This window comes from Pseudomonas sp. AP42 (assembly GCF_001728935.1).
GTDB lineage: Bacteria > Pseudomonadota > Gammaproteobacteria > Pseudomonadales > Pseudomonadaceae > Aquipseudomonas > Aquipseudomonas lactis.
On sequence record NZ_LYSO01000030.1, the window covers coordinates 1 to 26,694 of the forward strand.

At 60.7% G+C, this 26,694-nt stretch carries 10 protein-coding genes; 4 read left to right on the forward strand and 6 right to left on the reverse strand.

Annotation, left to right across the window (positions count from 1 at the left end):
- Nucleotides 1-357 (forward strand): phosphopantetheine-binding protein (locus A7K61_RS13490; RefSeq protein WP_256557835.1); only part of this gene is annotated, 357 nt, incomplete at its 5' end.
- A 10-nt stretch (nucleotides 358-367) separates the two neighbouring features.
- On the forward strand, nucleotides 368-15,304 hold the full coding sequence (locus A7K61_RS13495) for a non-ribosomal peptide synthetase (protein ID WP_069557756.1): 14,937 nt from the start codon (nucleotides 368-370) through the stop codon (nucleotides 15,302-15,304).
- A gap of 148 nt (nucleotides 15,305-15,452) precedes the next feature.
- Here A7K61_RS13495 and A7K61_RS13500 read toward each other — a convergent pair whose 3' ends face one another.
- Nucleotides 15,453-17,894, reverse strand: a complete 2,442-nt coding sequence (locus A7K61_RS13500; protein ID WP_003191933.1) for a TonB-dependent siderophore receptor — start codon at nucleotides 17,892-17,894, stop codon at nucleotides 15,453-15,455.
- A gap of 98 nt (nucleotides 17,895-17,992) precedes the next feature.
- Nucleotides 17,993-19,645, reverse strand: a complete 1,653-nt coding sequence (locus A7K61_RS13505) for a cyclic peptide export ABC transporter (RefSeq protein ID WP_044274496.1) — start codon at nucleotides 19,643-19,645, stop codon at nucleotides 17,993-17,995.
- A 202-nt stretch (nucleotides 19,646-19,847) separates the two neighbouring features.
- Between A7K61_RS13505 and A7K61_RS13510 the strand changes: the two genes are divergently transcribed.
- Nucleotides 19,848-20,675, forward strand: a complete 828-nt coding sequence (locus A7K61_RS13510; RefSeq protein WP_044274493.1) for a N(5)-hydroxyornithine transformylase PvdF — start codon at nucleotides 19,848-19,850, stop codon at nucleotides 20,673-20,675.
- A 109-nt stretch (nucleotides 20,676-20,784) separates the two neighbouring features.
- Here A7K61_RS13510 and A7K61_RS13515 read toward each other — a convergent pair whose 3' ends face one another.
- From A7K61_RS13515 to pvdM, 3 genes are read right to left on the reverse strand one after another with little or no spacing between them, the layout of a single operon-like run.
- The gene (locus A7K61_RS13515) at nucleotides 20,785-21,657 is read right to left on the reverse strand and encodes a formylglycine-generating enzyme family protein (RefSeq protein WP_069557757.1); all 873 of its coding nucleotides are present in this window, start codon (nucleotides 21,655-21,657) and stop codon (nucleotides 20,785-20,787) included.
- Nucleotides 21,658-21,685: 28 nt separating this feature from the next.
- Nucleotides 21,686-22,954: an aminotransferase class V-fold PLP-dependent enzyme gene (locus A7K61_RS13520; protein ID WP_069557758.1), complete on the reverse strand. Its 1,269-nt coding sequence runs from the start codon at nucleotides 22,952-22,954 to the stop codon at nucleotides 21,686-21,688.
- Between the two features lie 18 nt (nucleotides 22,955-22,972).
- Nucleotides 22,973-24,322: a pyoverdine-tailoring dipeptidase-like protein PvdM gene (gene pvdM, locus A7K61_RS13525; RefSeq protein WP_069557759.1), complete on the reverse strand. Its 1,350-nt coding sequence runs from the start codon at nucleotides 24,320-24,322 to the stop codon at nucleotides 22,973-22,975.
- 142 nt (nucleotides 24,323-24,464) lie between these two features.
- Between pvdM and A7K61_RS13530 the strand changes: the two genes are divergently transcribed.
- The gene (locus A7K61_RS13530) at nucleotides 24,465-26,093 is read left to right on the forward strand and encodes a PvdJ/PvdD/PvdP-like protein (protein WP_069557760.1); all 1,629 of its coding nucleotides are present in this window, start codon (nucleotides 24,465-24,467) and stop codon (nucleotides 26,091-26,093) included.
- A 9-nt stretch (nucleotides 26,094-26,102) separates the two neighbouring features.
- On the opposite strand, the gene A7K61_RS13535 is transcribed toward A7K61_RS13530, so the two are convergent.
- The gene (locus tag A7K61_RS13535) at nucleotides 26,103-26,645 is read right to left on the reverse strand and encodes a thioesterase family protein (RefSeq protein WP_044274483.1); all 543 of its coding nucleotides are present in this window, start codon (nucleotides 26,643-26,645) and stop codon (nucleotides 26,103-26,105) included.
- Nucleotides 26,646-26,694 lie beyond the last annotated feature (49 nt).

Sequence of the window (26,694 nt, forward strand, 5' to 3'; positions counted from 1 at the left end):
AAAGCCAATGCCCATGTGCAAGCCCGTGAGTATGTGGCGCCGAGCAGTGAGCTGGAGCAACAGATTGCGGCGATCTGGGCCCAAGTACTGGAAGTCGAGCGTGTGGGCATGAACGATAACTTCTTTGAACTGGGCGGACACTCCCTGTTAGCCACCCAGGTGGTGGTGCGCCTGCGTGAGCAATTGCATGCCGAATTCGACGTCAAGTCGATCTTCACCACCCCGAGCCTGGCCGAGTTCAGTGCCTACGTCATGGCCCAGCAAACAAATAATTCGCCCGTGCAGGACGCATTGGCTAAATCCTTGGAGGCCCTCAAACGTCTATCAGCAGAAGATTTGGATAAATTGATTTCCTGAGGGGCGTGGCGTGCAAGCATTAATCGAGTCGGTAGGTTCACTTTCGGCGCAGCAAAAGAAAGCGTTGGCGGTCATGCTCAAGCAGCAAGGTATCAACCTGTTTGAGATCGCCCCGGTTTTCAAGCGCCAGGAAGGCGAGCCACTTCGACTCTCTTACGCCCAGGAGCGGCAGTGGTTTTTGTGGCAGTTGGAGCCGCAGAGCACTGCCTATCAAGTGCCTAGAGCATTGCGCCTGAGCGGCCACCTGGATGTGCCGGCATTGCAACGCAGCTTCGACACGCTGGTGGCGCGCCATGAAAGCCTGCGCACGCACTTGCAGGAGGACGGTGACAGTGCCCTGCAAATCATTGTCGAACAGGTGCAGGTGGACATTGCGTTGGTCGACGCCCGGGAGTCTGACCTCAAAGGCTTGGTAGAAGCTGAGATTGCCCAGCCCTTCGATTTGCAGCAAGGCCCGTTGTTGCGGGTCAAGTTGCTGCGCCTGGCGCCCCAGGAGCATGTGCTGGTGCTGGTGCAGCATCACATCGTCTCCGATGGCTGGTCGATGCAGGTAATGGTCGACGAACTGGTGCAACTGTATGCCGCCAATGTACAGGGCCGAGACTTGCAGTTACCGGACTTGCCGATCCAATACGCCGACTACGCGCTGTGGCAGCGCAGTTGGATGGAGGCGGGGGAGCGCGAGCGCCAACTGGGTTACTGGACCGGGATGCTCGGCAGCGAGCAACCGATACTCGAGATGCCGATGGACCGGCCACGGCCCGCAGTGCAAAGCTACCGGGGCGCGCGGCTCGACCTGGCACTCGAAGCGTCACTGGTGACGGGCCTCAAGGCCCTGGCACAGCGCGAGGGCGTAACGATCTTCATGCTGCTGCTGGCGTCGTTCCAGGCCGTGCTGCATCGCTACAGCGGTCAGGGTGATATCCGCATCGGCGTGCCGGTGGCCAACCGTAACCGGGTCGAAACCGAACGTTTGATCGGTTTTTTCGTCAACACCCAGATCCTCAAGGCCGACATTGACGGCCAGATGACTTTTCGCCAATTGCTGCAACAGACCCGCCAGCGCGCGGTGGAAGCCCAGGCCCATCAAGACTTGCCGTTCGAACAATTGGTAGAAGCGCTACAGCCGGAGCGTAGCCTGAGCTACAACCCACTGTTCCAAGTGATGTTCAACCACCAGACCGACACCCAGGGCGGCGGCGGCAGCGTTACAGGGCTGCACGTGCAGGGATTGGAATGGGAAAGCAAGACATCTCAGTTTGACCTTAACCTCGATACCCAAGAGTCGGCTGACGGTATCCAGGCCTCACTGACCTATGCCACCGACTTGTTCGACGCGCCGGGCCTTGAGCGTTTCCTCGCGCACTGGCACCGTTTGTTGCACCAGGTGGTTCAGGACTGCAATCGCCGGGTCGGTGAGCTGCCGTTGCTAGACGATACGCAGTGGCAGCAGTTGATGCGCGACTGGAACCAGACGTATCAGGCACCTCCTCAGAATGTGGGCGTGCATCGCTTGCTGGAAACACAGGTGCTTGCCTGTCCGCAGGCGACGGCGTTGGTATGCAATGGTCAGGCGCTGAGCTATGCAGAACTGAACCAGCGCGCCAATCGCCTGGCCCATCGTTTGCGCGCAGCAGGTGTCGGCCTGGACAGCTTGGTGGCTGTCGCCCTGGACCGTTCGGTGGACATGGTGCTGGCCTTGCTGGCGACGCTCAAGGCGGGAGGTGCCTATGTACCGTTGGACCCGCAGTTTCCGGCCGATCGACTGGCGTTTATGCTCGAAGACAGCCGTGCACATGTGCTGCTGACCGCTGGTAACTTGCATGAGCGTCTGCCCCTGGCGGCAGATCAGCAGGTGCTGTTTATGGGTGAGCACGAGGACGCCCACTACAGCAGTGATAATCCCGATGTCGAGCTGATCGACGAGCACTTGGCGTATGTGATCTACACCTCCGGTTCTACCGGCAAGCCCAAGGGTGTGATGGTGCGCCACGGCGCACTGGACAGTTTCACCCAAGGCATGGCGCAGACCTTAAACATCGACGCGACGGCGCGGCTGCTGTCGCTGACGACGTTCTCTTTCGACATTTTCGCGCTTGAACTCTACGTTCCGCTGTCGGTGGGCGCGACGGTGGTTGTGGCGGATAAAGACGTGGCCCAGGATCCGGAAGCAATCCTGAGCCTGTTGCATGCGCACTCCATCAATGTGGTGCAGGCCACCCCCTCGACATGGCGCATGTTGCTGGACAGCGAGCGCCGTACCTTGTTGCATGGGGTCCAGTGCCTGTGCGGCGGCGAGGCGCTGCCGGCGGATCTGGCTGAGCGCATGCTGGCCCAGCAGGGTGCGGTGTGGAACCTGTATGGTCCGACCGAAACCACCATCTGGTCGGCGGCCCACCCCTTGGTTGAGCCGCTGCCTTTTGTCGGTCGTCCGATTGCCAACACGTCACTGTTTATACTCAATGCCCAGCTCGCGCCATGCCCGGTCGGGGTCAGCGGCGAACTGCTGATCGGCGGTGTTGGCCTGGCCCGTGGATATCACGGGCGGGCGGCGCTGACCGCCGAGCGCTTTGTGCCCGATCCCTTCGCGTGCAACGGCCAACGGTTGTATCGCACGGGCGACCTGGCGCGTTATCGCGAGGAGGGCGTGGTCGAGTACATCGGCCGCGTCGACCATCAAGTCAAGGTGCGCGGGTTTCGTATCGAACTGGGGGAAATTGAGGCGTGCCTGCGTGAGCAACCCGCCGTGCGCGAAGCCGTGGTGGTGGCCGAGCATGACCAATTGCTGGCTTATGTGATCGCCCATCAGCCGGTGCCGGAGGAGCAGCAGGCCAGCCTTCGCGAACAGCTCAAAGCCGCTCTGCGTGAACAGTTGCCGGACTACATGGTGCCGGCCTATCTGGTCTTTCTGCAGCGGATGCCTTTGACACCCAACGGAAAACTCGACCGTAAAGCGCTGCCTAAGCCCGACGCTGCGGCCCTGCAAAAGCGCTTTGTGCCACCGATCACCGCGCGGGAGTGTCAGGTCGCCGCGATCTGGGCTGAGGTTCTGGGGTTGGCACAGGTGGGGTTGGAAGACCACTTTTTTGAAGTCGGCGGGCATTCCCTGCTGGCCACACGGGTGGTGTCTCGGGTACGCCAGGCGCTGGGTATTGAAGTGCCTTTGAAAGCGCTGTTCGAGCAGCCGGTGCTGGGGCGTTTTGTACAGGCGCTGTCAACGGGCGCGCTGGACTCACCTCCAATTATTCGTTTAGGGCGTGATCAGCCCCTGGCTCTGTCCTATGCCCAGGAGCGGCAGTGGTTCCTCTGGCAACTGGAACCGCAGAGTGCGGCCTACCACATTCCAGCGGCCCTGCGCTTGCGGGGTGCGCTGGATGACGAGGCTTTGCAGCGCAGCTTTGATGGCTTGCTTGAGCGTCATGAGTCCCTGCGTACCGTGTTTGCGCTCGATGGCGAGCGAACGGTACAGCGGATCGCTCCGCCGTCTGCGCTGCTGATCGACCGCGAGAGCTTGCACAGTGATGAGCCGGTAGCCTTAAAGGCCCTGGTCGAAGCAGAAATTGCCCGGCCGTTTGACTTGTGCAAAGGCCCGTTGCTGCGGGTTAAGTTGTTGCGCCTGGCTGTGGATGACCATGTGCTGGTGTTGGTGCAGCATCACATCATTTCCGACGCCTGGTCGATGGAGGTGATGGTCGAAGAGTTGGTGCAAAGTTACGGGACATTCAGCCAGGGCCTGGAGCTTCGGTTGCCAGCGCTGCCTGTGCAGTATGCTGATTATGCGGTGTGGCAGCGTGGCTGGATGGAGGCGGGCGAGCAGGCGCGACAATTGACCTATTGGCGCGAGCGCCTGGCCGGTGAGCAGCCGGTATTGGAATTGCCACTGGATCATCCGCGCCCGGCGGTGCAAAGCCATCGCGGCGCACGTCTGGACCTGGCGTTCGATACAGCACTGGCAAATGAGCTGCAGGCGTTGGCCCAGAGCCAGGGCGTGACCCTGTTCATGTTGTTGCTGGCGTCTTTCCAAACCTTGTTGTATCGCTACAGCGGCCAATCGGATATCCGCGTCGGCGTGCCGATTGCCAACCGCAATCGGGTCGAGACCGAGCGCCTGATCGGTTTCTTCGTCAATACCCAGGTGCTCAAGGCCGATATCAGCGGCGAGTTGTCCTTTGTTGAGTTATTGCAGCAGGTCAAGCATGCGGCTCTTGATGCGCAGGCACATCAGGACCTGCCGTTCGAGCAATTGGTGGAGGCGTTGCAGCCCGAACGCAGTCTGAGCCATAGCCCTTTGTTCCAAGTGATGTTCAATCACCAGACCGACGCACGCGGCGAGCCAGGCATGCAGTCGGTTCCAGGTTTACAGGTCGAGGGCCTGGCGTGGGACAGCCACACCGCACACTTTGACTTGAGCCTGGATACCCAGGCGTCCGCCGATGGGCTCTGGGCGTCGCTGACTTATGCGACGGACCTGTTCGACGCACTCACCATCGAACGCATGGCCCAGCACTGGCTTGGTGTATTACAAGCGGTTGTGAAAACGCCTAGCCAGCAGATTGCGCGCCTGCCGCTACTGGCGCCCCAAGAACAGCACACGCTGCTACACGCCTGGAACACCAGCAGCCCGGCAGCGCAATGGCATGCCGGCGTTTATCGGCTGTTCGAAGCTCAGGTACTGCAACGTCCGCAAGCCACCGCGCTGGTGCTCAACCGCGAGTCGCTGAGCTATGACGCGCTCAATCGGCAAGCCAATCGCCTGGCTCGCTGCCTGGTAGCCCAAGGCGTTGGGCCGGAAGTGCTGGTGGGTGTCGCGGTAGAGCGATCCTTTGCCATGGTGGTCAGCCTGCTGGCGGTCCTCAAGGCGGGTGGCGCCTACGTGCCCCTCGATCCGCAATACCCGCGCGAACGCCTGGCTCATATGCTCGACGACAGCGGCGTGCGCCTGGTGCTGACTCAGTCCCATGTACCCATGGCGCTGCCCGAGGGGGTGGCAGTCTTGGCGATTGACACGTCCTCACTGGAGTCGTACGCCGAGAGCAACCTCGACGTAACCGTCCACCCGGACAATCTGGCCTATGTGATTTACACCTCCGGCTCGACCGGCAAACCCAAGGGTGTGGCAATCGACCATGGCGCCTTGAACGAGTTCGCGGCTATAGCCGCCGACTATTCGAAGCTGACCCCCGATGACCGCGTACTGCAGTTCGCAACTCTGAACTTCGATGGTTTCGTTGAACAGTTGTACCCGGCGCTGACCCATGGCGCCGCCGTGGTTCTGCGCGGGCCGGAACTCTGGGACAGCGGGCGGCTGTACAGCGAAATCCTGGAGCAGAGCATTACCCTGGCCGACTTGCCGACCGCTTACTGGAACCTGTTTCTGCTCGACTGTCTGGCGGCAGGGCCACGTAGCTATGGTGCCCTGAGGCAAGTGCATATCGGTGGCGAAGCCATGCCGCTGGACGGTCCCGCGCAATGGTTGCGGGCAGGGCTAGGTCATGTGCGTCTGCTCAACACCTACGGGCCGACGGAGGCCACGGTGGTTTCCAGTGTCCTGGACTGCACCTCGGGCGATAAGTTGATAGGCGCCACCGCCAGCCCGATTGGACGCTCTCTGCCAGGGCGCGCTCTGTATGTGCTGGACCGCGACCTCAACCTTGCAGCTCTGGGCGCCGTGGGTGAGTTGTATATCGGCAGCGCCTGCGGCTTGGCGCGTGCCTATCTGAACCGTCCGCTGCTGACGGCCGAACGCTTTGTCGCCGACCCGTTCAGCGGTCACGGTGGGCGGCTATACCGCACCGGCGACTTGGCGCGCTACCGTGCCGACGGTGTGATCGAATACGTCGGGCGGGTCGATCATCAGGTGAAGATCCGCGGTTTCCGTATCGAGCTGGGAGAAATCGAAGCCTTGTTGCTGGCCCAGGCCAGCGTCCGCGAAGCTGTGGTGATGGCGGCGGACAACCAGTTGCTCGCTTATCTGGTGGCCGAGCAATCGGACAACGACGCGTTGGGCGAAGCACTCAAAGCAATGCTGCGCGAGCAACTGCCGGACTATATGGTGCCGGCCCACCTGATGTTTCTTGAACACCTGCCGCTGAACCCCAACGGCAAGCTGGATCGCCAGGCATTGCCAAAACCCGACGCCAGTCTGTCATTGCAAACCTGGGTGGCGCCGGTCAGTGATCTCGAACGCCAAGTGGCGTCGATCTGGGCCGATATCCTGGGTGTGGAGCGGGTCGGCCTTACCGATCACTTTTTCGAGCTGGGCGGGCATTCGCTGCTGGCCATGCAGGTAGCCTCACGGTTACGCCAGACGCTGGGATTGGAAGTGCCGCTCAAGGTGCTATTTGAGCAGCCACGCTTGCAAGGATTTGTCGAGGCGTTGCTGGCGCTTGAAGATACTAAAGGTGCGAAAGCGCCAGCTTTGGTTCCCGTGGCGCGTGACCGAGGTTTGCCGTTGTCGTATGCCCAGGAACGCCAATGGTTTCTCTGGCAACTGGACCCAGACAGTGCCGCTTACCACGTACCCAGCGTGCTGCGCCTGAAGGGCCCGCTGGATCAAACCGCCTTGCAACACAGCTTTGATCGCCTGGTGGCACGTCATGAGAGCTTACGTACGCTGGTGCGCCAGGAAAACCACGGAACTGTACAAGTTGTAGGTGAGCCTGCGCCTGTTGCAATCACCCGCAGCGACGTGCTGGAGGCGGACCTCCAAGCCACCGTGGAAGCGAAGATTGCCCGTACGTTCAACCTGGAGCATGAACCGCTGCTGCGTGTTGATTTGCTGCGCCTCGCCGCGGATGACCATGTACTGGTGTTGGTGCAGCACCATATCGTCTCCGATGGGTGGTCGATGCAAGTCATGGTCGAGGAACTGGTGCAGCTGTACAGCGCGTTCAGCCAGGGCCGGGATCTGCAACTGCCTGCGTTGCCGATCCAATACGCCGATTACGCCGTATGGCAACGTGATTGGATGGAGGCTGGCGAGAAAGCGCGTCAACTCGACTACTGGCGCGACCTGCTGAGCGGTGAGCAACCTGTGCTCGAACTGCCGTTCGACTTCCTGCGTCCTGCGGAGCAAAGCCATCGCGGCGCGCGTTTGCTTATAGAATTGCCGACCACGTTGGTTGCTGATCTGAACACCTTGGCTCAGCGCGAAGGCGTGACGCTGTTCATGTTGCTGCTCGCTTCGTTCCAAACGTTGCTGCATCGCTACAGTGGCCAGCAAGACATCCGCGTCGGCGTGCCGATCGCCAACCGCAACCGCGCTGAAACCGAGCGGCTTATAGGCTTCTTCGTCAACACCCAAGTGCTCAAGGCCGATATCGATGGGCAAACGAGCGTTACCCAGTTGCTGCGTCAGGTCCGGCAGCGGGCACTGGACGCACAGGCCCATCAGGACCTGCCGTTCGAACAATTGGTGGAGGCGCTGCAGCCGGAGCGCAGCCTGAGCCTGAACCCATTGTTCCAAGTAATGTTCAACTTCCAGGCCGCCAGCCGTCAGCGCTTCACGCAGCAAGCGTCGAGCGAACTGCATGTCGAAGGGCTGGCCTGGAACAGTCATACCGCACATTTCGACCTGGATCTGGACGTTCACGACTGGGGCGAGGGGCTGAGTGCCTCGTTGGGATATGCCACTGATCTGTTTGCCCCGGCGACCATCGAGCGCATGGCTGTGCACTGGCAGAACCTGTTGCAGGCTATGGTTGCTGACCAACAGCAGTCCATCAGTCAACTGAATCTACTGGGCCAGGACGAACAACAACAGATCCTTGAACTGTGGAACCAGACCGATGCCGGCTTCTCGGCCGAGCGGCTGGTACACGAATTGGTCGGTGATCGCGCCCGGGAAACCCCGGACGCGGTGGCGGTGAAATTCGATGCTCAAACCCTGAGTTACGGCGAGCTGGATCGCCAGGCCAACCGCCTGGCCCATGCGCTGATCGCCCGTGGTGTTGGCCCGGAAGTGCGGGTGGCTATTGCCATGCCGCGCAGTGCCGAGAGCATGGTGGCGTTCCTGGCGGTGATGAAAGCCGGTGGCGTGTATGTGCCGCTGGATATCGAATACCCGCGTGATCGCCTGCTGTACATGATGCAAGACAGCCGTGCGCAACTGTTGCTAACCCACAGCCGGGCGTTGCAGCAACTGCCGGTCCCCGAGGGCCTGGATACCCTGGCGATTGATCGCACCGAAGAGTGGGCCGGTTACAGCGATACGGCCCCGAATGTGGCGTTGGACGGCGACAACCTCGCCTACGTGATCTACACCTCGGGCTCCACCGGTTTGCCCAAGGGCGTGGCGGTGTCACACGGCCCGCTGGTGGCGCATATCATTGCCACTGGCGAGCGTTATGAGACCTCACCGGCCGATTGCGAACTGCACTTCATGTCCTTCGCCTTCGACGGCTCCCACGAAGGCTGGATGCACCCGCTGATCAATGGCGCCAGCGTGTTGATCCGTGATGACAGCCTGTGGCTGCCGGAATACACCTATGAGCAAATGCATCGCCACAACGTGACCATGGCGGTGTTCCCACCGGTGTACCTGCAACAGTTGGCCGAACATGCCGAGCGCGACGGCAACCCGCCGGCAGTGCGGGTGTACTGCTTCGGTGGTGATGCCGTTGCTCAAGCCAGCTATGACCTGGCGTGGCGCGCGCTGAAACCCAAATACCTGTTCAACGGCTACGGCCCGACCGAAACCGTGGTCACGCCGCTGCTGTGGAAGGCACGCAAGGGCGACCCTTGCGGAGCCGTCTACGCGCCCATCGGCACCTTGCTGGGCAACCGCAGCGGTTATGTTCTGGATGCGCAACTCAATCTGCAACCCATCGGCGTAGCCGGCGAGTTGTACCTGGGCGGCGAGGGCGTGGCCCGGGGTTATCTGGAGCGTCCAGCGTTAACCGCCGAACGCTTCGTGCCGGACCCGTTCGGCAAGCCCGGCAGCCGGGTGTATCGCAGCGGCGACCTGACCCGTGGGCGTCCGGATGGCGTGGTGGATTACCTGGGGCGTGTGGACCATCAGGTGAAGGTCCGGGGTTTCCGTATCGAACTGGGGGAAATCGAAGCGCGTCTGCGTGAACAGGACAATGTGGGTGAAACCGTGGTGGTGGCTCAGGACGGGCCGACTGGTAAACAGTTGGTGGCCTATGTGGTGCCGGCCGGCGCCAGCCTGGCCAATGAAGCCGAGTTGCGGGACAACCTGCGCCGCGCCTTGAAAACCCGACTGCCAGACTACATGGTGCCAACCTACTTCATGTTCCTGGCCGACATGCCGCTTACCCCCAACGGAAAACTGGACCGCAAAGGGTTGCCACAACCTGACGCCAGCTTGTTGCAGCAAGCCTATGTGGCACCGCAGAGCGAGTTGGAGCACCAGCTCGCGGCGATCTGGGCCGACGTGCTTCGCCTACCGCAAGTGGGTTTGAATGACAACTTCTTCGAGTTGGGCGGTGATTCGATCATTTCTATTCAAGTGGTCAGCCGGGCGCGGCAAGCCGGTATTCGGTTTACACCAAAGGACGTGTTCCTGCACCAGACTGTACAAAGCCTGGCCGGTGTTGCGCGACAGGGTGTCGAAGGGCCGAGCATCAGCCAGGCTGCTTTGAGTGGCGAGGCAATGCTGTTACCGATCCAGCAAGCGTTCTTTGCCGATGAGATTGCCGAGCGTCATCACTGGAATCAATCGGTGGTGTTGCAGCCCCATGAGCGCCTCGACCCGGAAACCCTTATTCAGGCGTTGCAGGCGTTGATCGTGCACCACGATGCTCTGCGTTCGCAGTTCCACTCAGGTACGCACGGCTGGCAGAGCGTCTATCGCGGTGCCGAGCAGCATCAGGCCGATGTCGTGCTGTGGCAAAGCAGGCTGCATGACATTGATGGACTCACAGCATTGGGTGAAGAGGCGCAGCGCAGCCTGAACCTCAGCCACGGTCCTTTGATGCGCGCGGTGCTGGCGCAATTGAACGACGGTTCCCAGCGTTTGCTGTTGGTGATCCATCACCTGGTGGTAGATGGCGTGTCGTGGCGGGTTCTGCTTGAAGACCTGCAGACCGCCTACCGTCAGCTCACCCGTGGCGCGGCCGTAGAATTACCGGCCAAGACCAGTTCTACTCGCGACTGGGCCCAGCGCCTGCAGCAGTACGCCCAAGGTGAAGCGCTGCGCCTGGAGCTGGAGAGGTGGCAAGCACGCTTGCAGGGTGCCGAAGCGGATTTGCCGGGCGCCAAGTCGGATGCCAGTTTGAGCAACCGTTATGCTGCCAGCGCGACCACTCATCTGGACGTTCCCCATACCCGTCGCCTGTTGCAGGATGCACCGGGGGCCTATCGTACTCAGATCAACGACTTGTTGCTGACTGCGCTGGCTCGGGTAATCGGGCGGTGGACCGGCCACGCGTCGACCCTGATCCGTCTGGAAGGACATGGCCGCGAAGACCTGTTCGATGATATCGACCTGACTCGCACCGTTGGCTGGTTCACCAGCATCTATCCGGTAAAGCTGACACCGGAGCAAACCCTGGCGGGCTCGCTGAAGGGGATCAAGGAGCAACTGCGCGCGATTCCCGACAAAGGTATCGGCTTCGGTGCCTTGCGTTACCTGGGACAAGCGCCGGTGCGTGAAGCCATGGCGCGTCTGCCACAGCCGCGCATTACTTTCAATTACCTGGGCCAGTTCGACACCAGCTTTGAGGGCCGCGAAGAGCAAGGGCTGTTCGCGCCGTCCGGTGATGCTGCCGGTGCCGATCAAAGCCCCGAGGCATCCTTGGGTAACTGGTTGGAAATCAACGGTCAAGTGTATGGCGGCGAATTGAACATGACTTGGAGTTTCAGCCAGGACATGTTCGAGCCAGCGATCATCCAGTCATTGGCCGATGCCTATGCCGATGAGCTCAAGGCCGTGATTGAGCATTGCTGCCAGCCTGAGAACATTGGCGCTACGCCATCGGACTTCCCGCTGGCGGGCTTGAATCAGGCACAGTTGGACGGCTTATCGCTGCCATTGAGCCGCGTCGAGGACATCTACCCGCTGTCACCGATGCAACAGGGCATGCTGTTTCAGTCCCTGTATGGCCAGGGTTCCGGCGACTACATAAACCAGATGCGCGTCGACATACAAGGGCTGGATGTCGCACGGTTCCAAGCCGCTTGGCAAGTTGCCATGGAGCACCACGCTATTTTGCGCACGGCATTCCTCTGGCAGACCGAGTTCGGGCAGCCGCTGCAAGTCGTTCATAAGTCGGTGAACGTGCCTTTGGTCGAGCACGACTGGCAGCATCGCGTTGACTGCATCGAAGCGCTCGATGCAATGGCCGAAACCATACGCGCCGAGGGCTTTGTGCTTGAGCAGGCGCCTTTATTGAGCCTTGTGGTGGTGCGTACGGGACCTGATACTCACCATCTGGTTTACACCAATCACCATATTCTGATGGATGGCTGGAGTGCCTCGCAGTTGTTTGGTGAGGTCATGCAGCACTACGCGGGTGAGCCGGCGCGTGCGCCGAATGGGCGTTACCGCGACTACATCGCCTGGTTGCAGGTCCAGGATCCGTTCACCAGCGAAGCCTTCTGGAAGGCACAACTGGCGGGTCTGCGAGAACCAACGCGACTGTCACGCGTGGTGAAGCGCGAGCAAGCCGCAGCCCAGATCAACGGCATTCACCGGCTGACGCTGGAGCGGGCGGCCACCGAGCAGCTCAAGGCGTTTGCCCAGCGCCATAAGGTCACCCTCAACACCCTGGTGCAGAGCACCTGGCTCTTGTTGCTGCAACGGCATACGGGTCTCGACACCGTGGCATTCGGTGCTACGGTGGCGGGGCGTCCGGCTGGGTTAGCGGGCATCGAGCAGCAGATCGGCCTGTTCATTAACACGCTACCAGTGATAGCGACGCCCAGCCCACAACTGAGCGTGGATGCCTGGCTGCAGCAGGTACAGGCGCAGAACCTGCGTCTGCGCGAACAGGAGCACACACCGCTGTTCGAAATTCAGCGCTGGGCTGGCCTGGCGGGCGAAGCGCTGTTCGACAGTATCCTGGTATTCGAGAATTACCCGGTGTCCGAGGCCTTGGAGCAGGGGGCCCCGGCCGGCCTGCGTTTTGGTGAGATGGACAGCCTGGAGCAGACTCACTACCCCTTGACCGTATTGCTGGCCATGGGCGACAGCCTGTCCGTGGAGTTCAATTACGATCACGCCTCGTTCGACAAGCGCGACATTACCCATCTGGCCGAGCATTTCCAGCAGTTGCTGCAGGCGTTGACACTGGCACACGTGGAGCGGCTGGCGGACCTGCCATCGTTGCCCGTTGCCCAGCGCAAACTGATCGTCGAAGACTGGAATGCGACGGCGCGCGAATACCCGCTGCAACGCAGCGTGCACGAACTGATCGAACAGCAGGTCGCCCTGGCGCCACAAGCTCCTGCCTTGGTATTTGGCGCACAGTGCCTGAGTTACGCCCAATTGAATTGCCGCGCCAACCGCCTCGCCCATCGTTTGATTGAAGCGGGCGTGGGTCCGGACGTGCTGGTTGGCCTAGCCGTGGATCGCTCGATTGAGATGGTCGTCGGTCTGTTGGCGGTGCTTAAGGCCGGTGGTGCCTACGTACCACTGGACCCGGAATACCCGCGTGAACGGCTGGCGTATATGCTGGATGACAGCGGCGTGAAATTACTGCTGACCCAGGCACACTTGCGCGAGCAACTGCCGATACCAGCCGGCTTGGAAACCCTGGTATTGGGTGAAAGCGGGTTGGAGGCTTACAGCGAGGCCAACCCGGGTGTTGCGCTTGATGGCGAAAACCTCGCCTACGTAATCTACACGTCCGGCTCTACCGGCCAGCCTAAAGGCGCGGGCAACCGGCATTGTGCATTGACTAACCGCCTGTGTTGGATGCAGGAGGCATATGCCCTGGACATCAGCGATACCGTGTTGCAGAAAACCCCGTTCAGTTTTGATGTATCGGTATGGGAGTTCTTCTGGCCACTGATGACCGGCGCACGCCTGGTGGTCGCGGCGCCGGGTGACCATCGTGACCCGGCCAAGCTGATCGAACTGATTAACCGAGAACAGGTCACTACCCTGCATTTTGTGCCGTCTATGTTGCAAGCGTTCCTGCAGGATACTGGCGCGTCGTCCTGCACCAGCCTGCTGCGTGTCGTGTGCAGTGGCGAGGCATTGCCGGTGGATGCGCAGCAGCAAGTGTTCGCCAAGTTGCCGCAGGTCGGCCTTTACAACCTATATGGTCCGACCGAGGCCGCTATCGACGTGACCCACTGGACCTGTCTGGACGAAGGGCGTGATGCTGTGCCAATCGGCAAGCCGATCGGCAACTTGGGCTGCTATGTGCTGGACAGTAACCTGGAGCCGGTGCCAGCGGGGGTGCTGGGCGAGTTGTTCATCGGCGGTATGGGCCTGGCGCGTGGTTATCACTGCAGGCCAGGCTTGACTGCCGAACGGTTTATCGCCCACCCGTTCATCCAGGGGGAGCGTCTGTACCGCTCCGGCGACCTGGCCCGCTATCGTGGGGATGGAGTGATTGAGTACGCTGGGCGTATTGACCATCAGGTCAAGCTGCGCGGTATGCGTATTGAGCTGGGTGAAATTGAAGCGCGATTGCTGGAACATGATTGGGTACGAGAAGCCGCCGTGCTGGCGGTGGACGGTAAGCACTTGGTGGGTTACCTGGTGTTGCAGGCACAGAGCGATGACTGGCGTGAAACCCTCAGTGCGCACTTGGCAGCTCATCTGCCGGATTACATGGTGCCCGCGCAATGGCTGGTATTGGAACAGATGCCTTTGAGCCCCAATGGCAAATTGGACCGAAAGGCATTGCCCAAGCCTGACGTGCAATCTACCCAGCGTTTTGAAGCACCCAAGAGCGAGATGGAACGCAAAGTCGCTGCCATCTGGAGCGATGTATTGGGCGTGGAGTCGGTGGGAGTGAACGACAACTTCTTCGAGTTGGGTGGTCACTCGCTGCGCATATTGATGCTCAAGGAGCGGATTCGCAAAGCCAGTGGTATCAGCCTTTCGGTCAGCCAGTTGATGCTCAATCCGACCGTACGCGCGCAGGTCGACTGCCTTGAAGGCAAGACGCGCCGTTCGCTGTTGGTACCGCTTAACAGCTGCACCCAAGGCACGCCGCTGTACCTGTTTCACCCCAGTTACGGCTCGGTGCACTGTTACAAGGCTGTCGCTCTGGCGCTACGCGAGCAGCGACCGGTGGTGGGGGTGATCTGCCGTGCACTGGCCGAGGAGGGCGCCGAAGTACCCTCTTGGGCTGGCATGATTGAGGACTACACTGCACAGTTGTTGGAGGCTCAGACTGAGGGGGCCTTCCGTTTGGCCGGTTGGTCACTGGGTGGCAACCTGGCGGTGGAGGTCGCTTATGGCTTGGAGCAAGCGGGGCGGCAAGTGGAGTTTGTCGGCTGGATCGACGCTTCGCCACCGCGCTGGCTTGCACCTTATTGGGAGGCGGCAGTCATCACCGATGACAGCGAAGTTTCTGATATGGAACGACGGGTGGCGCTACTCGGCGTGATGTTCCCCGCGTTTGCCGAGGTGATCCAGGCTGCCTGGCACGATCTGCAGGCGGGCGATGCTGATCAGAGCCAGCAATGGGCACGCTTCGAAGAATGGGCCGAGGTGACTCTGGGTGAGACCTTCTGCGATATCAAGCAAGCGTTGCTGGGTGGTAATGAGGCTCGGGTCTCCTGGGAAGTCGATCGCACGTTGTTCAAACGCATGGAGCAGGCTGACTTCAAGCCACTCAAGGCACCGGTGAGTTGCTGGTGGGCGGCCATGAGTCGTGCAGGCCAGCACAAGGCATTGATCGAAGCCAGCATGGAAAAGGTGATTGGCGGGGCGTGTGTGGTGCGGTCGGTAGTGATTGACGCAGACCATGAACGCATCATCGACAACGCCGAGTTTGTGCGCAGCTTTGTGAAGGCTATGGAGTAATTACGGGCAGAGCAAAAAGCCCCAGGCCGCGTAGAGTGTCCTGGGGCTTTTTTGTGGCAAGTACAAGGCCGCCAACACCTAAAAAAACACCCTGCGAAGGTTCGGCCTGCGCAGGGTGTTGGGTGTTGCGGATGTTCAACCAGCCAGGTCAGAAGTCCCAGCGGGTCGACAGCATAACGTTGCGTGGGTCGCCGGAGTATGACGATGTGTAGAAACCAATGTTGGTGTAATAGCGCTTGTCGAACACGTTGTTGACGTTGATCGTGGCGGACAGGTTTTTGCTGATTTGGTAGCGTGCCATGGCGTCAACCAGCCAGTATGGGTCTTGGGAGAACCGTTGAGTGGCACTTTTGCCTCTGTTATAGACATCTTGCCAGGCCTCTCCCTGCCAACGAGCACCGCCGCCGAGGGTGAGTTTGTCGAGCGCGCCGGTGAACTTGTAGCTGGTGTAGAAGTTGAGCTGGTCCTGAGGCTCCCAGGTAGAGAACTTCTTGCCATCGTCATCGCGGATCACTTTGTGGGTGTAGCCGGCCTGCACTTGCCATCCAGGCAGCAGTTCACCGGAGATCTCGGCCTCATATCCCTTGGTCGTCGCCTGGACGCCTTTGTAGGCCCACTCGACAGGCGAGTTGGCGGGCATGTTGTTGTTGTACTCGGTGTCTTCCTCGGCCCGATTCGACTCGTGAATCTCGAAGTAGGCGAGGCTGGCGTTCAGGCGGCCATCATAGAATTCGCCCTTCACCCCCAGTTCATAGTTTTCGCCTTCGTCCGGTTCGACCATCTTGTTATTGCGATCTGGCCGCAACTGTTGTGGCATGAAGATGGAGGTGTAGCTGCCGTACAACGAGAAATTTTCGTTGAGGTCGTACACCAGGCCCGCATAAGGGATGAGCTTGCCGGTCTCACGCGAGTCGTTGGTGCCGGTTACTCGGTAGTCGGTCAAGCGTGAACCAAGCAGCAGGGACAGGTCGTCGGTGAGGCTCAGGCGTGTAGAGAAGTAGACGGCCGCCTGACGGGTGATATCGTCTTTCTCGTGGGCAGGGCCCCAGGCCGGCTCCAGGCTGTCACCGTCCCACTCATAGAGGGGGAAGTTGTTGCTGTCCCTGTAAGTCGCTTCGTAGCCGTAATAGTCATTGCCTTCCCAGTGCGAGCGCGAGACTGAAGAGCCGACAACCAATTGATGTTCACGCCCACCCAGGCTGAACGGCCCGGACAGGTAGAAGTCTGCGTTGTTGCTGATGGTCTTGCCGGTGAACTTGGAGCCGTAGACCGACGCTCTGTCGGTAGTGCCCGAAATAGGGGATGCGTACCCCAGCGGCGCGTTATAGCCATTGAGCTGGTTGCTGTAGTTGGCCTTGGCGATCCAACCGTTATCCAAGGCATGTTCCAGGGTCGCGAATACACTGCGGCTGTATTGACCCCAACTGCTCCATTTAGGACCGTTGTTGTAGCCTCGGTCGAACTTGATGTCGTTACCCATGCCATCAAACAGTGAACGGCTCCCCGACCAGCTCGAGCCCTTGGGGTCATTGTTCTGGTAGTCGGCGCCAATGGTCAGCAGGGTATCCGGGGTCAGGTCGAACTCAAGGATGCCGTAGTAGACATTGGTCTTGCGTTCATAGTGATCGATGAACGAATGCTTGTCCTGATAGGCGACCACGGCGCGTCCGCGAACGTTGCCGCTTTCGGTCAGCGGGCCGCCCACGTCCAGCTCTGAACGATAATTGTCCCACGACCCAGCGCCGAGGCTCACATGTCCCTGGAACTCAGCGGTAGGCTTCTTGCGTACCAGGTTGATGGTGCCGCCAGGGCCACCGGCGCCGGTCATCAGGCCCGTAGTGCCCTTGAGGACTTCGACGCGGTCATAGATTGCCATATCGCTCAACGTCTGGCCGGCCGAGTAACCTTCGTTACGCGTTGTTGGCACGCCATCGTATTGGAAGTTCTGGATCGGGAAGCCCCGGGAATAGTAGTTGGTTCGTTCGCTGTCGAACGTGGAGACGGTAATACCCGGGGTGTGGCGCATCACATCGTCAATGCCGTTCAGACCGAAGTCATCCATAGTCTGGCGAGTAACCACTGAAATCGACTGAGGCGTCTCACGCGGCGTCAGCACCATCTTGGTGGCGGTCGCGATAGTGCCCGGCGTATAAGAACCGGAGCCTTCGGTAATGGTGCCCAATTGGTTGGCATTGATCTGGGTAGCCCCCAGTTGCAAAGCGTCTGTGGCGGCGCTTGGGGCATTGATGATCATCGAGCTGCCTTGCAGGCTGTAACTGACACCCGTCCCTGCCAGGAGGCGCTCGATGGCGGCCACGGGATCCATCTTGCCGTTGACGGCGCTGCTGTGTTTGTCTTTAACCATGTCCGGGCTGTATAGAATCTGCAGATCGGCCTGTTGACCGAATACCTGCAATGCCGTGCTCAAAGGTTGCGCCGGGATGTTCAATTCGAACTCTTGCGCCTGGACATAGCCCGCCACCGGCAGGCTGACCGCAAGGGCCAGGGCGCTGGGCAAAACGTTTAATTTCAAGGCCCGCCGCATGGATACTGCGGCGCTCAAGGGGCTGAGGGCAAGCCGTACTGGCATGGATTGTTCTCTTTTTAAGTGTTGGCAGAGGAGTGCTTAATGCGGTTAATTCTCATTGATGCATATGAGACGTTCCCACCCACCTAAACCGGAAAAATTTATGCCGGCTCCAGTTCAGTGACGATTTTCCCAGCACTCAGGCGCACCAACTGGTCTGCAATATCGAAATAGCGATCGTCATGACTGATCACAATGATGGTCTTGCCCAGGCGTTTGAGGTCCGGCAGCAGCTCCGTATAGAACACGCGGCGAAAGGCTGGGTCCTGGTCGGCCGCCCATTCGTCGAACACTAGCACGGGGCGCTCTTCCAGCCAGGCATTCACAAGTGCCAGGCGTTTGCGCTGGCCGGTGGAGAGGTCGGTGGTGCTGAACACGCCGTCCTTGACGCTGACCTTGTGCGCGATTTCCAGGCGCTCAAGGTACCTTGCGGCACTGTCCAGCGATTGAGTGGCGCTGCCTTGGACCAGGTCATCGAACAAGTAGTAGTCGGCGAATACCGTGGTGAATAGTTGTCGGTAGTCGTCGCGTGCCGGGTCGGTCACGGTTTCGCCGTTGAGGCGGATTTCGCCGGCGTGGGGTTGATACAGGCCCAGCAACAGCTTGATCAGGGTGGTCTTGCCACAGCCGTTTTCGCCGACGATAAACACGATATCGCCCTGCTTGATGTTCAGGTTTATCGGCCCCAGGTGGAACGGCTGGCTGCCTTCCACTGGCGGCGGGCTGTAGCTCACACCGCGCAATTCCAGGCTGTGCACCACGGGTATTGGCGCTTCGCTGCCGTCCATCAGCAAGTGCGGCTCGGGGGAGGAAAAGCGTTCGGACAGTTCGGTAATGCGTGCAAACGCAATGCGCGCCTTGCCGATGATCGGCAGGTAACCCACCACATGTTCCAGCGGACCCTTCATGTACAGCAGCACCAGCACGAAACCGGTAATCACCGCCGGGTCTGGATTCGGATTGTAGGCTTGCATTGCCAGGGCCAGGCCGATGACGACGAAGAACAGCATCGAGCCGAAGGTTTTGGCGACTATATAGATGTTCACCGAACGCACCTGAATATCGCTGATGCGGTCGGCGGTTTCCTGGATGCGGTGAGTGTTCATGCGGTAGCGGCGTGGCCGATGGATACGCAGCTCCTTGGCGCCTGAGGCGATCGCCGAATAATAGCGTTGCAGCTCGTCTTCTTGATCGCGGGCCTCGTCGAAGCCACGAATGCCTTTTGCGCCGGCAATGAACTGCACGCTGCTGCCAATGATGATTGCCACCACCATCATCAGGAACATCGGTACCGACAGGTATGCCAGGTAGCCAAGGCAGCCCAGGGTCACGGTCGTAGCGATGGCCAGTGGGGTGAAGGCAAAGGAAAAGTCGCTGATGGTATCGACGTCGTGCGTCAGTACCGGGATAAGGCGATGGGAACGATACTGTTCAATCTGTTCAATGGGTGCTGACAGGACTTTTTCGCCGAGATCTTTGCGCAGGGCGGCAATGATCCGTTGTCCGACGTAGTTGGTGCCGATATCGGAAACGATCGAGCTGGTCAGGGCCAGTAGGCAAAGTGCAGCAAAGGTCAGGATTACCCCCTGTGTCATGCCGGTAGACGAATGCAGCGCAGTGTTAATCGTCGCCAACAGCAAGGTAATGGCCAGGCCGCCCGCCATGCCAAGGGCGACGGAGACCGTCACGATGGTACGAAAGGGCCTGAGCAATGCGAGCAAACCTTTGAAGGCGCCGCGCTTGGGGTCGGTCATAAATACTTCCCGGAAAGTGAAAAAGAGGGGGCTGGGCACACAGACCCTTACCCATGACAAACGAAGCTGTGGCGGGACTATTTAGCGCGGCGTGCCGGGCGGTGGCCGTGGGCGATAAATTACCCGGGGCCTGGTTCGTTCTTGTTCTGTAGGCGCACGCGTATCAATGCCGTGCGTGGCCCTTTGAGCGAGAGCGAAACACATGACGAAAAAGAACCTGGTGTATGTCTGGTCCCTGAGAAATGCCGCCGCCGACAAGGCGGGGCAGCCGGTGGCCTATAAAGACCACGAGCGCTATATGAAATCGGTGCTGGAGTTTCTGGTGGGCTCGCTCAACGACACGCCGCTGGGCGAGGCTTACAACCTGGTGGGCGTGGTGTATGACGACGATGAGCAAAACCCGCGGGACCAGCAGTTGGTGGCGGACTATGGCTTTGCTTACCAGCCGGGTCGCCAGTGGCTGTACCCGGCGGATTTGCGTGTGCAGGGCACGTTGGTCAATGACCTGCTGCTGAGCGTGCCGTCGACCTATCGCCGCCTGCCACGGGGCAGCGCCGAACATGTCGCCGGCAAGCAGGATTTCGAGCGTCGCCTGCATGACACCCTGGTGGAGTTGAAGGCTGACATCGTGGTGCTGGATGGTTTGCTGGTGATCCTCGACGAGCTGGTGCGCCCGGGTGCGCCGTTTGCGCGGCGCATCATGAACATTCATCCGGGCATCACCCGCCTAGAGTCGCCGTACGAACGCCGTGGGGCGTACGCCACCTGGAATGCGCTGTACGGCGCACGTGGGCAGGCGATCACCGACTGGGCGAGCAAAGCGACGCAGGCGTGCGAACCGTTGTATTGGACGGGTGCGTCATTCCACTACGTGGATAATGGCATCGATTCGGGAGAGGTGTTCCACGACGTGCTCAAGACCGAGATTTCGCCCGAGGACACCATCCTTGAGCTGCGCTGGAACAACTTCAACAACAGCCTGTTCCCGGCACTGCATGAAGGCTTGGAGCTGTTGGCCAAGCAAGGCTGAACCCTGTAGGAGCGAGCTTGCTCGCGAAAAACGTCAACGATTACTTGCGTTTCCTGAATAAGCGCGGCGTCTGTGAGTTTTTCGCGAGCAAGCTCGCTCCTACAAGGTATTAGAGTTCGCGCACGACCCGAAAACCGATCCAATCCCCGCGCGTTTGCGGGTAGATGTTGTTGCGATTGCCCGAGCGTGAAAACACCGGCGCCTCGCCCCAGTCATTGCCGCGAATCTGGTAGGCCTCGCAGTTGGGCTCCACCCACGCACTGCCATCCGTCGGTGCGCCGACGTAGTTGGGGTGCTCGCAATCAGCCACCCGCTCATACACGTTGCCGTGCATGTCATACATGCCAAACGCATTCGGTGGGTAGCTGCCCACGGGCGACGAATAGCTGTAGCCGTCCGCCGGGCCGTAGGTGTTGGCGTGCTGGGCGATGCTGTAGCCCTTGCCTTCGTCGAACGGGAAAGGGAACGGGCCGCTGGTGCCGGCGCGGGCGGCGTATTCGCGTTGGGCTTCGCTGACCATTTGGTAGGTGTGCCCGGTCTTCTTCGACAACCAGCTCACGTACTGCTTGATGTCGTCCATGTCCATGCACACCGCCGGCTGACGTGGCCCCTGGGGGTAGCGCGGCTTGCTGGCGATGCATTCACGGCCGGGGCGGTCGTCGCCATTGGCGATCTTGACTCCGGTCTGGCGCACGTAGCTGTCCCATTCGCCGGCGGTGATATGGAAGCGGCTCATGGCGAACGGTTTGGCGAAGGTCACCTCATGCATCGGGCCTTCGTCGGGCTCGCGGCCCACTTCGTCTTCGGGCGTGCCCATGGTGAAGGTGCCGGCGGGCAGCACCACCATTTCCGGGCAGTCCTTGCAGTCTTTGAACACCTTGCCCGGTTGGGGGGCGGCGGCTTGGGCCAGGCCGGGCAGCAGGGCGCCGCACAGGGCAGTGAGGGCCAATGCGGTGAGCGGTTTGAGTCGGAATGGCGTCATGAAGGCGTCTCGTTCAAAGGGAAAAGGGTCATAGCCGCTGGCTCAGCAGGGTCATGAAGCGCTGGATCTCATCGGAGTTGTTAAGCAGGCCCGGTGAGGTGCGAATCACCGGGCCAACGTCACGGTCCACTGCGTCCACCACCACGCGGTTTTTCATCAGGTAGGCCGCGACGGCATCGCTGTCCTGATCCTTGACTCGGAAAAAGGTGAAACCCGCTGACAGCTCGGGGCTGCGCGGTGTCACCAGTTCGATCTGCGGGTGGGCCAGCAGTTGGTCCTTGAGTTCGGTGTTGAGGGCATGGATACGTGCCTGCACCGGCGCCTTGCCCAGTTGCAGGTGCAACTTGAAGGCTTCATCGGCGGCCCAGCGATGCTCGAAGGCGTGGTAGCCACCGGGCGTCATGGTCGTGGCGAAGTCCTTGTCTTCGGAGAAGGTCGGAATCATCGGTGTGACGTATTTGTTTTCGGTCTCGCGGGCGCACACCAGGCCAGTGCCGCGCGGGCCGAACATCCACTTGTGAGTACCGGCGATGAAGAAGTCGCAGTGCATGCTTGGGAAGTCGAGGTCTTCCACGCCGAAGCCGTGCACGCCATCGACGATATAGAGCAGACGATCTGGCTCGTCACGGTTGCGATTGTGTTCGTCCACCAGCTTGCCGATCTCACCGATGGGCAGTTTCACGCCGCTGCCGGACTGCACCCAGGTCATGCCCAGCACGCGGGTGTTGGGGCGAATGTTACGCTGGATGTTGCCCAGCACTTCATCGGCCGAGACCTGATTGGGGGTTTTGAACAGGCGTATTTTACGTACCTGGGTCCGCTCCTTGCGCACCCTGAAATCCAGGCTGAACGCGGTGGCGTAGTGCTCATGCACCGTGGTGAGGATTTCCTGGTCGGCGCGCACCTTGATCCCACCGTAGATCATCGCCAGCCCTTCGGATGTGCTGCCGGTGAGGGCGATCTGCGCCGGTTTGGCGTTCAGGTAACGGCCGGCCCACTCGCGCACCTGGCCTTCACGCTTCCAGGTTTCCTGCAAGTCCCAGTCCATGGCCAGGCCGGGGTTGCGGTCGATCTGCTGGCGGTAGCGCTCGATGGCTTCGCGCACGGGTCTTGGGTGCGAGGCCACCAGGAAGTTGGAAAAATGCAGGTAGTTCGGGTCCTGGTTGAACAGCTGTTTCAATCCCGTCCATGGGTCGTTCGTAACGGCGGCCACTGCCTGAGGCAGCAATGCGGTGCCCAGCGGCAGGCTCGCGGCAAAGACGCCGGCCTGCTTGAGAAATGTACGGCGGTCGGTCATGGACTTACTTCATGGTAGTTAGCGATTGGCCAATGGCTTGGCGGATTTTTGTACCTGCTCCCACACCCGCAGGAAGTTGCCTCCCCACAGCTTGGCGATATCGGCTTCGGAGTAGCCGCGTTGGATCAGTTCGGCGGTGACGTTGCGCACCTCGCCGACGTTCTCCCAGCCCTGGAGGCCGCCGCCGTCATTGAAGTCCGAGGCAATACCGACATGATCGATGCCGATCTTGCGCACGGTGTAGTCGATGGCATCGCCCAGGTCCTTGAGGGTGGCCTTGGGTTCTTCCTCGAGAATGCCGTACAGCGCGCTGGCGTACTGGCCGAAGCGTTGCTCGGGCCAGGCGGCAATGATTGCATCGCCGGGCATCAAGGCCATGGCCAGGTTGGGCAGTGGCGGCAGGTCGAAGCGTGCGCGCAGGACGTTGAGCTTGTCCTGGGTCGGCTGGCTCAAGGGGCGCAGGTAGGCGGGGAAGCCCACCACTTGCACCACGCCACCGCTGTTCTTGATCAGTTGCAGTTCCTTGTCACTGAGGTTACGCGGGATGTCCACCGATGCCCGTGGCGCCGAGTGGGACGCCACCATCGGCGTGCGGCTCAACTGCGCGACCTGTTCCAGGGCCTTGGTCGACATCTGCGACACGTCGATGATCACCCCCAGGTCATTGAGGCGATGCACCGCTTGCTGGCCTATAGGCGACAGGCCCTCGAGGGCGTCGGTGGAGTCATTGAAAAACGGCAGCGGTCGCGACGAGTCGGACCAGGCGTTATTGCCGATGTAGCTGAAGCCGAACATGCGCATGCCGCGTGCGGCCCATAAGTCCAGCTGGTTCAGGTCATTGCCCAGGGGGTAGGCGTTGAGCATGCTGATAAAGATCGCGAACTTGCCTTCGCCGTGCAGGCGCCGCATATCGTCCGGGGTATAGGCGATGCCCACCTGGTTGGGAAAGTCACGCACCATGCCGGAGATGATCTTGTAGCGCACCTCCTGTTCGTGGCGGGCCTCCTCGACAAAACCATCGGTGGGCTTGTGCGGGGCGTTGGCGCCGTTCCAGATTTCCGGCCAGCCGAAGATCGTCAGCGCGGCACCCGACAATCGGCCGCGGGCAGCCTTGGCCAGGTCGAACTGGCCGCTGCCATCCTTGTCGGCCTCATTGCCCGCCGTGCCGAAATCCAGGGGCAGGGTGATGTGGCTGTCGAATGACAACAGGCGATCCTGCATTTCATTGGCCTGCTTGATCACCTCCAGCGGGTAGCCGGCGTTGCCCTTGAACCACTGATCCCAGACCAGCAAGCCCGCCCCGGCGCCGATAGCCAGGGCCAGCGGCAGGCCGATATACAGCGCCTTTTTCGAACGTGATTTTGTCATTGCCATCTCAGTCAGTTGAGGCCTTTGCTATCAGGGAGGAACGATCGATGGCGGGGAAAATTTAGGTGGCGGGGGCAGGGCGGTAAATTTCGTCGGGCTGCAAACGTTCTAGCTCTGATCAAGCCGTTTCCTAAGGTAGCCAATGACAATCTCTCGACGTGGGTTCATCGCAGGCCTGGCGCTGACCGGTGCAGCCGTGCCCGCGGCCTTTTATGCCCATCGCGAGTTGACACGGGAAGAAGCGTTTCCCATCACCCCCGGCGAAGCCACGGTCGACCTCGCCGACACCCAAGGCCAGCACCTGGCGAACACCCTGCGGGGCGTTTGGAGCCTGCGCCTGGAAGGCCGCGATGCCGGCCTTGCGGGCCTGCCGCTGCAAGGCCTGGAGTTGCTGCTGGACATCGCCCCCCGTGGCCGTGGCCTGCGCGGTTACCTGGACACCGCCGAGCAGCTGCGCGCTGAAGGCGAGCCGCGCTACCGCGTCTTGGGCGACCTGCTGACGGGCGAGGGCACCGTGCTCTATTGGCGCTTGATCGACCGTGATTCCGCCGGCGCCGTGCCGGCCTATGAATTCAAGATGACCCTGGATCAAGTCTGGGCCGATTTCGGCAATGCCGGCAGCGCCACCCTCAGCGGGCACATCCTCGACCTTGAGCGGCCCCTGGCGCTGACCGAACGCGACAACCGTTTTATCGCCCATAAACAACTGTTCCCCGAAGCCCGCCAGCGCATCGGCCTCAACCCGACCTTGCTGGCCTGGCTGATTTCTCCCGAGCACCGGCTGTTTCACCAACTCTGGCACGCCACCCGTGACCAATGGCACAAACTCTCCGAAGAAAAACGCGAGGCCCTGCGCGGCATCGGCTGGCAACCGGGACCCCGTGGCCAAGAGCGCGACGCCCGTGGCAAGCGCAAGGACCGCAATGGTTCGGGCATCGACTTCTTCTTCATGCACCGCCACATGCTCGGCACCGCACGTTCCATGCAGGACTTGCCGTCCTGGCCGCAATTCCCCGAGCCGCAACCGCCGTTGGAGCGCGATCGCCTGGGCTTTGTGCGCTACTTCGACAACCACGACGGTTTCGCGCTGCCGCCCTGTTGGTCGGCGCCAGATGACGCCGACTACACCCAGTGGGTCAGCGATATCAAGGCGGCCGAGACCTACCACAGCAACTTTCAGGTGTGGGAATCCCAGTACCGCGATCCGCGCTACCTGGCCAAGTTGAGCCTGGGCCAACTGGGCTCGGAAATGGAACTGGGCCTGCACGATTGGCTGCATATGCGCTGGGCCTCGGTGCCCCGCGACCCGTCCAATGGCGCCCCGGTACCCTTCGCCCGTGACCCCGCAGACTTTGCCGCACGTTGGTATGCGCCGGAGAACGACTTCCTGGGCGACCCGTTTTCATCCCATGTAAACCCGGTGTTCTGGCATTTTCACGGCTGGATCGATGACCGCATCGAAGACTGGTTTCGTGCCCACGAGCGCTTCAACCCAGGTGAGGTGAGCCGACTGGAAGTCAACGGCGTGGCCTGGTTCGCGCCAGGCCGCTGGGTCGAAATAGGTGACCCGTGGCTGGGCCCGGACACCCACGGCTGCAGCACCACGCCGGGGCTGCAGCAGGGGCGTTCGATGGAAATGGATCCGGAGATCATGAAGCTGGCCCTGCGCATTACCTTCGGTGCCGATGAAGAGCTGCTCAAGGGCCTGTTCAAACGTGTACCGCAGCGGCCATGGTATGCGCGGCATTTGAAGCTCAAACGCGAGGCTTAGCCGGGGTTTTTAAACCTGCTCTTCCTCGCGCAATTGCGCACTCATCTCATCGCAACTGCGTGCCCAGTCGCTCAACCATTGCGGCATCGGCGGTGAAGTGTCGTCCAAGCCCAGTTCGCGAATAAATTCAGCCGGGGGCAGGGTGCCCTTGGCGGAGCGAAACAGCCCGCGCATCACCACCACGCCGACCACCCGCCCATTGCTGACGAAGCGGTGCTCCATCAGGTTCCACTTGTGGTCCCAGCCGAGAATGCGGGTGTGCACGTCGAATGCCTCAAACAGCTTCAATTCCCGACGGAACTTGCCCCAGGTATCGCCGACTATCGGCATAGCCTTGTGACGCAGCGCCACGCGAAAGGCGCCCGTGCGCAGCACAAAATCCATGCGTGCCACATCGGCCAGGGTGAAATACCGGCCATTGGTGACATGCCGGTTCAGGTCCAGGTCCAGCGGCCAGACGCGCATGCGCACCACCGTGGTGGCCAGGCCGTGAACCGGTTTGCGCCAGGGGCGGCGCAACAGCATGAGCAGTAATCGAAACCAGAGATTCATAAAAACGCCAGACAGTTGATTAATGGCCGCACTGTACGGGGGCGGAATC